Source organism: Albibacterium bauzanense (assembly GCF_004339765.1).
Taxonomy (GTDB): Bacteria; Bacteroidota; Bacteroidia; order Sphingobacteriales; family Sphingobacteriaceae; genus Albibacterium; species Albibacterium bauzanense.
Window position 1 is genome coordinate 524,743 of the sequence record NZ_SMGO01000003.1, and the last position, 9,819, is coordinate 534,561.

Annotated in this window: 8 protein-coding genes and 1 pseudogene; 8 read left to right on the forward strand and 1 reads right to left on the reverse strand. The window is 36.9% G+C overall.

Annotation, left to right across the window (positions count from 1 at the left end; all coding sequences use genetic code 11):
• Positions 1–21 precede the first annotated feature (21 nt).
• The 3 genes from tamL (at position 22) to C8N28_RS13555 (ending at position 3,752) form a co-directional block, all read left to right on the forward strand.
• A complete protein-coding gene (gene tamL / locus C8N28_RS13545) occupies positions 22–2,289 on the forward strand; it encodes a translocation and assembly module lipoprotein TamL (RefSeq protein ID WP_246012836.1) in 2,268 nt (755 codons plus the stop codon).
• A 96-nt stretch (positions 2,290–2,385) separates the two neighbouring features.
• Complete coding sequence (locus tag C8N28_RS13550; RefSeq protein ID WP_132225778.1) at positions 2,386–3,324, forward strand: malate dehydrogenase; 939 nt, start codon at positions 2,386–2,388, stop codon at positions 3,322–3,324.
• Positions 3,325–3,326: 2 nt separating this feature from the next.
• Positions 3,327–3,752, forward strand: a complete 426-nt coding sequence (locus C8N28_RS13555; RefSeq protein WP_132225780.1) for a retropepsin-like aspartic protease — start codon at positions 3,327–3,329, stop codon at positions 3,750–3,752.
• A gap of 17 nt (positions 3,753–3,769) precedes the next feature.
• On the opposite strand, the gene C8N28_RS13560 is transcribed toward C8N28_RS13555, so the two are convergent.
• Positions 3,770–5,707, reverse strand: coding sequence for a KUP/HAK/KT family potassium transporter (locus C8N28_RS13560; protein ID WP_132225782.1), 1,938 nt, complete (start codon positions 5,705–5,707; stop codon positions 3,770–3,772).
• Between the two features lie 188 nt (positions 5,708–5,895).
• Between C8N28_RS13560 and C8N28_RS13565 the strand changes: the two genes are divergently transcribed.
• From C8N28_RS13565 to C8N28_RS13585, 5 genes and pseudogenes are all read left to right on the forward strand, one after another.
• On the forward strand, positions 5,896–6,411 hold the full coding sequence (locus tag C8N28_RS13565; RefSeq protein WP_132225784.1) for a T9SS type A sorting domain-containing protein: 516 nt from the start codon (positions 5,896–5,898) through the stop codon (positions 6,409–6,411).
• Between the two features lie 57 nt (positions 6,412–6,468).
• Positions 6,469–7,080 carry a fumarylacetoacetate hydrolase family protein gene (locus C8N28_RS13570; protein ID WP_132225786.1) on the forward strand — a complete coding sequence of 204 codons (612 nt, stop codon included), beginning with the start codon at positions 6,469–6,471 and terminating at the stop codon, positions 7,078–7,080.
• A gap of 23 nt (positions 7,081–7,103) precedes the next feature.
• The gene (locus C8N28_RS13575; RefSeq protein WP_132225788.1) at positions 7,104–8,810 is read left to right on the forward strand and encodes a M23 family metallopeptidase; all 1,707 of its coding nucleotides are present in this window, start codon (positions 7,104–7,106) and stop codon (positions 8,808–8,810) included.
• 11 nt (positions 8,811–8,821) lie between these two features.
• The gene (gene bcp, locus C8N28_RS13580) at positions 8,822–9,289 is read left to right on the forward strand and encodes a thioredoxin-dependent thiol peroxidase (protein ID WP_132225790.1); all 468 of its coding nucleotides are present in this window, start codon (positions 8,822–8,824) and stop codon (positions 9,287–9,289) included.
• A 63-nt stretch (positions 9,290–9,352) separates the two neighbouring features.
• Positions 9,353–9,819 (forward strand): annotated as a pseudogene (locus C8N28_RS13585) (transketolase); the annotation flags it as partial.

The window sequence follows — 9,819 nt, forward strand, 5'->3', positions numbered from 1 at the left end:
TATTTTCTTTTTTTACTATGTATGCTTGCTCTCTTTAGCTCTTGTAGTAATATTAAATATCTAAAGGAGGGTGAAATACTTTATGTAAAAGGCAAGGTTGAATTAGAACCTGATACATCTTTTCCAAAGAAATACATAAAACCTTTACAAGAGAATTTAGAAGGCTATTTAAGACCTCAACCAAATTCCAGCATTTTCGGGCTCCGCCCTAAATTGTTTTTCTATAACATTGCAGGGGACTCAGTTAGTGAAAAAGGTATAAAAGGCTGGTTAAAATATAAAGTAGGTGAGCCACCTGTTTTATTAAGTGATGTTAGTAGAACTTATAATGAAGACCTGCTCAGGAATCGTTTAGAAAACATTGGTTTCTTTAATGCTGAGGTTCGTTCAGATACTACAGTTAAAAAGAAGAAAGCCACCATTACATACTTTGCTAAACCAAATACAAACTATAAGATTAAAGAAGTTGTTTTTGAGTTAGACAGTACTGATTTTGGAAAAATTATTGCAGACTCTAAAGAGAAATCTCTCCTGCAACCTGGCAATCCTTATAATTTTGATGTTATCGTCAATGAAAGAAATCGTATTGATAATGAATTAAAAGAGAAAGGGTATTATTACTTTAATCCGGATCTTCTATTAATTCAAGTTGACAGTACCATTGGTAATCATCAGGTGAATTTATATGTAACAGTTAAGGATAATGCGCCTGATATGGCTCTTCACCCCTATTACATCAATAATATATATATATTTCCGGATTACAGCTTACAACAAGGAGACTATCAAATGGGAATTCCAACTGATAGTACCTATCAGGGTTATCATATTATAGACCCCGGGCATACTTACAGGAAACGTGAAATTATCCGTCCTATGTCTTTCCAGAAAGGCAGTCTGTATAATCGAAGCAGCCATACCAGGTCCATCTCTCAACTTATAGGTATGGGAACCTTTAAGTTTGTGAAAAATAACTTTATACCTGTTGATTCTGCCAACAGCAACTTACTGGATGTATATTATTATTTGACACCACAGCCTGTCAAGTCGCTGCATTTTGAAATACTTGGAAAAACAGCTTCCGTGTATAATGGTTCAGATGTAAGCGTCAGCTGGCTTCATAGAAATGCTTTTAAGGGAGCAGAACAACTAAGAATCTCTGTTTTTGGCGGTTATGAATTCCAAACGGGTGGAAATGTAAGCTTAAATTCAAGTTTCTATCGCTATGGCGCTGAAGCGAGCCTTACCTTTCCAAAAATTGTTTCTCCGTTTAATTGGAGCCCGACCCGGCGCTATGTACCTCATACTACTATTAAAACCAGGTATGAATTACTAAACCGCACAAATGCATACAACTTAAATTCAATGTCCTTTAATTTTGGATATGCCTGGCGAGAAAATGTTAGAAAAGAACATGCTTTAGGCTTGTTAGAAGTTGCTTATGTACGTTCAGGAAGTATCACTGATGCGTATGAATTAGAGCTTCAGCAAAATCCGAATTTAAGACATGCTATTGAGAAACAATTTATTATTGGCCCTAACTATGTATTTACGTTCACCAACACAATGGAACAGCAGCGTAAAAACACCATGTATTTAAGAGCAGGATTAGATTTATCTGGAAATATCCTGGGCTTAATAAATGGTTCTAACTATAAAGAGGGCAAAATTTATAATTTCCTGGATGCTCCTATTGCACAGTATATTCGTACAGAAGCTGATTTCCGTAATTACACAAAAATGGGCTCTAATTCTGAAATTGCAGCACGTGCCATGATTGGCTTTGGCTATGCTTATGGCAACTCCAGAACCATGCCTTATATTAAACAGTTTTATGCAGGCGGACCTAATAGTTTGCGGGCATTTAGAGCTCGTACCATTGGCCCAGGATCTTATCAGCCGGAAGCAATAAATGGCGGAGATTTTATCCCGGATATGTCGGGCGATATAAAGATAGAACTCAATGCCGAGTACCGTAAGAAGCTTTTTAGCATTGTTCATGGTGCCGCATTTGTTGATGCAGGAAACATTTGGCTTTTAAACGAAGATGAAAATAAACCCGGAGGTAAGTTCAGCAAAAACTTCATGAATGAGATGGCTGTGGGTGCTGGTGTAGGGCTCAGATTTGATTTAACTTTCCTTGTTTTAAGAACAGATCTCGCTATCCCACTTCGGATACCTTATTTACCAAAAGGTGATCGATGGGTGTTGGATAAGATTGATTTCGGGGATAAGGAATGGAGAAAAAACAACTTGATCTTTAACCTGGCAATAGGCTATCCTTTTTAACGCTCAGTTGATAAATTCTACTTTTATTTTTATCTTGCCTAAATAACCAAACAGGTTATTACAAATAATAAATACTATTATAACCATTAGGCAATTATGAAAATAACCGTAGTAGGTGCTGGAGCTGTTGGAGCAACCACAGCAGACAACATTGTAAGAAAAGAATTAGCTGAAGAAGTAATCCTTTTAGATATTAAAGAAGGCTTTTCAGAGGGAAAAGCACAAGACATTTCACAATCAGCAGCTCTTCTTGGGTTTGACACACGTATTCAGGGTGTAACCAACGATTACAGCAAAACTGCAGGTTCAACAGTGGCTGTTATAACATCAGGGATTCCTCGTAAGCCAGGCATGACCCGAGAAGAATTAATTGGAACCAATGCTAACATCGTTAAAAATGTAGCTGAAAACTTATTAAAATACTCACCCGATATAATCCTTGTTATTGTCTCCAATCCGATGGATACCATGACTTATTTAGCATTAAAATCTACCGGTATCCCTAAGAATCGGATCATCGGTATGGGAGGAACTTTAGATTCAGCTCGTTTCCGCTATCAATTAAGCCTGAAACTTTCGGCTTCTCCTGCTGATTTAAATGCAATTGTTATTGGCGGACACGGTGATACAACCATGATTCCTCTTATTAAGCATGCAACCTGGAATAGCATACCAGTAACTAATTTCCTGACTAAAGAACAGCAAGACGAAATTGTTAGTGCTACGATGGTTGGTGGAGCTACATTAACAAAACTTATTGGTACTTCTGCATGGTACGCTCCGGGAGCTTCAAGTGCCGCTGTAGTAGAAAGTATTGTTAGAGATGAAAAGAAATTATTTACAGCTTCAGTTTACCTTGAAGGTGAATTTGATCAGAACGATATCAGTTTAGGTGTTCCTATTATTATTGGTAAAAATGGTGTAGAAAGAATTCTTCCTATAGAATTGGATGCAGAAGAAAAAGCAGCTTTTGAGAGTAGTGCAAATGCTGTAAGAACAATGAATAATATCTTAACAGAAACTGGGGTTATTTAAAAATGATAAAAATACCCTTGACTTTATTGAATTTACAAGACGATGGCTTCCATTTACTTATGGAAGTCATTGTTTTTAATCAGCCATTTCAGGCTGTTTTAGACACCGGTGCTTCCAAAACCGTTTTCGATAAAACAACCATGGAGAGGCATATCAATCCGGACCTGTTAAAACTTTCCGATCAACTATCAACTGGTTTAGGCACTAAATCAATGGAAAGCTATGTTCTAAATATTCCTGATCTTCAGATCGGCGACTTGCACTTAAAAGATTATAATGTTGCTGTTTTAGATTTATCAACAATCAATTTTGCCTATGAGCAAATTGAACAGGAACCTATAATTGGAGTAATTGGAGGAGATTTACTATTTAAATATCATGCGACCATCAATTACAAGAAGAGCCTACTGACTTTAAAAATGAAATAGCTAAAGAAGGAAGCGGTTTAAGGGATACGCTTCATTGTAATCTCCTTGGTTTGAGCCACAACCAAAGGCACTCGTTCTACAGTTACAAAACTTGAATCAAGTCCGAAACCCTTCTCATCTGAAAGACTCAATCTCCGTAGAATATTATAAATATCGATTACAATCCGTTTAATAAAGCTTAATTCATTGGATCTGGAGATCACTTTTTGCAATACAACAAATTTAAAATCACCCACAAGTCCATACTTCTTTAAGGTTGGATATTGACTGGTAATGTCAATCTCTTTATTCTTAACCATATCCTCTATCACTTTCCGCAGTAATAAACTAATTCGTTGCTCAACACGGAATCCCAGTCTAAAGTCTATCCGGATCAATTTTCTATCAATAAGTTGCGTTACCTTGTATTCGTTGGTGTACGGCTCGTCAGTCACATCAACGTGAGCTAACCAATAAACATCCGCTCGCTTTGGCTTCTTCTGCAATATGGAATACATGATCTTAGACTCAATCTCAGAACTAAAATTAGCAGAAGTCAGATAAACCAATTGTGATGCATATCTCGGAACTGACTCATCTTCACTCAATTCTTTTAGAATAGGATAATAGTGTTCAATATCTACAAAACGTACAAAATCATTCTTGATTTTTCTAGCCCACCACCAGCTTAACATGATAATAAACAAGAAAGCACTCAATATAATTGTTAACCAACCACCATGTACGATCTTCACTCCATTACTTACCAGCAGGAATAGCTCCATAATCAAGAATGTTGCGAAAAACAACCAGACAAGGTATTTAGGCAAATGTTTTTTCGATAAGTAGTATGCCATTAAAATGGTGGTCATCAAAAACGTAATATTAATAGCCAGGCCATAAGCAGCTTCCATATTTCGAGACTCCTTGAATATAAGAACTACGATCATACAGCCAATCCAAAGAATAAAATTAACAGATGGTACGTATAATTGACCTTTTTGGTTACTTGGATAATTAATTCTGACCTTTGGCCAGATGTTCAGTCTTACTGCTTCTGATATCAGTGTAAATGATCCTGAAATCATAGCCTGACTTGCTATAATTGCAGCTATTGTCGCAATCCCGATCCCAAACATTAAGAACCAATCGGGCATGATCAAGTAAAATGGATTCTGATAATTCAACTTTAAACCCTGATGCTGCAAAAGCCAAACTCCTTGTCCGAAATAATTCAAAAGCAAACAAGATTTAACAAATATCCAGCTAACCCGAATATTTGAACGCCCACAATGTCCCAGATCTGAATATAACGCTTCAGCACCCGTAGTACATAGAAAAACAGCTCCCAAAATCAACCAGGCATTCGGATAGTTGATTAATATATTATAAGCATAATAAGGGTTAATAGCTTTAAAAACTTCAGGCTGATCGACTACATATGCCATACCCAAAACTCCCATGGTACTAAACCATAAAAACATCAAAGGGCCAAATACTCGTCCAACAATGGAAGTTCCAAAACGTTGGATAAGAAACAGGGATGATATAATTACAATTACAATGGGTACGGTAGGAAGATTAGGGAAATAAATGTTCAATCCTTCAATTGCCGAAGAAACAGTAATAGGAGGTGTAATCATTCCATCTGCTAAAAGTGCAGCCCCTCCAATCATTGCCGGAAATATTAACCATGCCGCCCTTCTTTTAACTAAAGTATAGAGCGAAAATATTCCACCTTCACCTTTATTATCTGCCCTTAATACAATCAGCACATACTTTACTGTAGTTTGAAGTGTTAATATCCAGAAAATACAGGAAAGACCTCCTAATATTAGGTCAGAGGAAATGATATTATCACCAACAATGGCTTTAAAAACATATAATGGAGAGGTACCAATGTCGCCAAAAATTATTCCTAAGCTAATAAGCAGCCCTGCTGAGCTTAGTTTATGTAAACTTCTAGGTTTCTCCAAAATTTTATTATATTTTCAGCAAATGTAGGTATTCCTAAAACATCTGCAATATTATTTTTGTTTGCACATTATGAATACGATAATGACCAACGTATTCAGTTGTTAAAAATTGTTAAAAGACGTATCTTTATTACAATTTATAGTAAATTCAAAGAATAATGTTATACTTTTGTTATAGCAAATAGCATATGAAGAAGAACCTCTACTTTTTTCTTGTAATCGTTTTAAGTTTCAGTACCCTGCTAGGTACTGCAGGCAATAGTTTTGCCCTAATTCAGGCATCGATTGCTGATACACTTAAAACAAAAGAAGTAAGCGGAAAACTGGTAGATACCCGTGCTAATAAGCCAAAAGATAACCTTATTATCTTTAAGCCTTTTGCACCATATACCCCCTATCTTAAAGCAACTAACACAGAAAAAACCAATACAGAAAACATTAAAACAATAAGCAATGTTAAGGTTTTCCCGAACCCTGTATCTGGTCAAATCAACCTATCTTTTAAGCTAAGCAAAGACATTAATGTCTCCATTAAAATTATGGATGCTTTAGGAAATGAAATTAACACATTACTCTCTCAGCGATTAGCAGAAGGAGACCAAACACATACTTTCAACCTGAATAGCAGTCTTAAAAGTGGATTCTACTTTATTCGCATTATGGCGGGTACAGAAACGGTTGTAAAAAGAATACAGATTTTATAATAATCCTTTGTTCAACATTAGAGTTCTTTAACCGGACTCTCCACAAATCTTATTTTTATGAAAATTATTGCAGTTGGCCGCAATTATATTGAGCATGCTAATGAATTAAAAAATGCAATCCCAAGCGAACCTTTAATTTTCTTAAAGCCCGATACTGCCCTTCTTAAAGACAATGAAGATTTTTATTATCCTGATTTCTCAAAAGACATCCACTATGAACTGGAATTAGTTCTACGTGTTTGTAAAGAGGGCAAACATGTTGCAGAGAAATTTGCAGCTAATTATTACGACCAGATCGGTTTAGGAGTTGATTTTACAGCTCGTGATATTCAACAGAAACATGCAGAGAAAGGATTGCCCTGGGAGTTAGCCAAAGGCTTCGATCATTCTGCTCCCATTTCTAAAATGATTGCAAAAGAAGAATTCCCTGACCTGTATAATCTTAATTTTTTCCTGGACAAGAATAATGAAAGGGTGCAGCATGGCAATACCAGCAAATTAATTTTCTCTTTTGAAAAGGTTATCTCATTTGTTTCCCAATATATTACCTTAAGAAAAGGAGACTTGATTTTTACAGGTACTCCGGCAGGAGTAGGACCTGTTCAGGTTGGAGATCATTTAGTTGGCTATCTTGAAGAAAGAAAACTATTAGACTTCCATATTAAATAGTATCTTATGTTAGAATAATACAAATGAAAGGATCACTAACTTTACTTCTTATATTATCTATATATTTCGTCTCTGCACAGAATCCTGAAAGAACTTTCCCTCAGAATTATTTTCGACCACCGCTTGATATAGCACCTCAAGCGTCAGGCAGCTTTGGAGAATTGCGCGCCAATCATTTCCATACAGGTACAGATTACCGGACAAACCAACGCGAAGGCTACCCGGTTTATGCGGTTGCTGATGGTTTTATTTCAAGAGCACGTGTTCAAATTGGTGGAGGAGGCAATGCTTTATACATTGATCATCCAAACGGATATACAAGTGTATATATGCATTTGCAAAAATTCAATAATACGATTGCTGCTACCGTTAAAAATAAACAATACGAAGTCCGGCAGTTTGACGTAGACTTCTCGCCGGGAAAAAATGTTATTCAAGTAAAAAAAGGTGATATCATTGCTTATTCAGGAAATACAGGTGGTTCTGGCGGTCCTCATCTCCATTTTGAATTAAGGGATACTAAAAGTGAAGAAACAATTAATCCACAATTATTTGGCTTAACAATTCCCGATGCCATCCCTCCTACCATTACCGGCTTTACCGTATTTCGGCTTGGAGAAGCTCCCTTCTCAGAAAACACTCCCCGCGACCATCTTCAAATTACAGGAAGTAATGGAAAATATCGTTTATCTTCTCCCCGCGTAATCACTGTAAATGGAAATACAGGTTTTGGTATTGCGGCAGTCGACAGAAACTCTGCTTCTGCAAATCAGAATGGAATATATTCCGTCGAACTTTCATTAGATGGTAATACAATTTACCGCTCAGCATTTACCGGACTTTTCTTTAATCATAATCGTGCATTAAACTCCTATATTGACTTTGCAACCTATATATTCAAAAGTCAGCGAATACAAAAAAGCTTTGTTGAACCGGGAAATCCGTTAACTATCTACAGTAATTTAGTTAATAATGGACTGATAGATTTAAAAGATGATAAGGTTCATGAAATGTTGTATCAAGTAAAGGATATAAAAGGGAATACAAGTTCTCTGTCTTTTTCAGTACGTTATGACCCATCTTTAGTAATTGATCAACATTTAAAGAGTGGAACATCTCTCCTTCCTTATAACAAAGTCAATATTATTAAGAAGGAAGATATCCTCATTGATATCCCTGCCAATTCTTTATACAGCGATTTAAACTTTTTGTACTCGAAATCAGCCAAACCGGCAAATGGCTATTCGGAGGTTCATCATGTACACAATCGGATGATTCCTCTTCATAGTTCATATACTCTGAGTATAAAGGCTAACCCTGAACTTACTCCTGATCTCCAAAGCAAAGCATTGTTTATAAATAGTCGGGGGTTTTCTGCTGGGGGCACTTACAAAGACGGCTACGTGACAGGAAATGTATTAGAACTCGGAAGTTTTTACATTGGAGTTGACACACAAGCACCTGTTATCAGACCTCTTAATATAAGTGAAAATAAGGTTATGACAGGTGTTTCTCAGATTAATTTAAAAATATCTGATAATTTAGCAGGAATAAAATCTTTTAATGGATATATTGACGACCAATGGGTTTTAATGCAATACGATTCTAAAACAGCTTCGCTGTGGCATACCTTTGAATCAAGTTTAACAAAGGGGAAACATACATTCAAACTCATAGTAAAAGATGCGAAAGATAACGAACGTATCTATCAAGTAAACTTTAGTCGATAAATTTAAACAACATGGAAGAATTAAAAGCTGGAGATAAAGCTCCAGACTTTAAAGCAAAAAATCAGGCAGGTGAAACTGTTTCATTGGCTGATTTCAGTGGAAAAAAACTTATTCTATATTTCTACCCAAAAGATAATACACCAGGATGCACGACCGAATCATGCAACTTTAGAGATAACTATCAAAGCTTACTCCATAAAGGCTTTGAAGTAGTAGGTGTTAGTATTGATAGCGAAGCTTCGCATCAACGATTTACAAAAAAGCACGACTTACCCTTCAATCTATTAGTGGATGAAGACAAAAAGATGGTTCAGGATTACCAGGTATGGGGAGAGAAGAACCTATATGGAATGAAATACATGGGTACGAAAAGGACCACGTTTGTAATCAATGAATCTGGAATTATAGAACACATTATTACCAAAGTAAAGAACAAAGAAGCGAGTCAACAGATACTCGACCTATACGAATCCGTTTAGTTTTTGCTAAACCATTCACAATACTTAACTTTAGCCACATAAATTTAGAATAACCCAATATAAATGAGTGCAGATATTAAACAACTAGAAAGCATCGCTTCGCAGGTAAGGCGCGATGTTGTTCGCATGGTACACGGATGCAGTTCAGGCCATCCGGGAGGCTCTTTAGGATGTGCCGATTACTTTACGGCTTTATACTTTCATGTATTAAAGCATGACACCAACTTCCAGATGGAAGGAAAGGGTGAAGATATGTTCTTCCTTTCACAGGGTCATATTTCCCCTGTGTTTTACAGCACTTTAGCGCGTGCCGGTTATTTTGAGGCCAGCGAGCTGGCTACTTTCCGCAAGATCAATTCACGTTTGCAGGGACACCCGACCCCGCATGACGGCCTGCCGGGAATCCGGATCGCCTCCGGGTCTTTGGGACAGGGGCTCTCGGTAGCGATCGGTGCTGCCCAGACCAAAAAGCTGGACGGTGATAAACAATTGGTCTATGTGCTGATGGGTGACGGGGAGCTTCAGGAAGG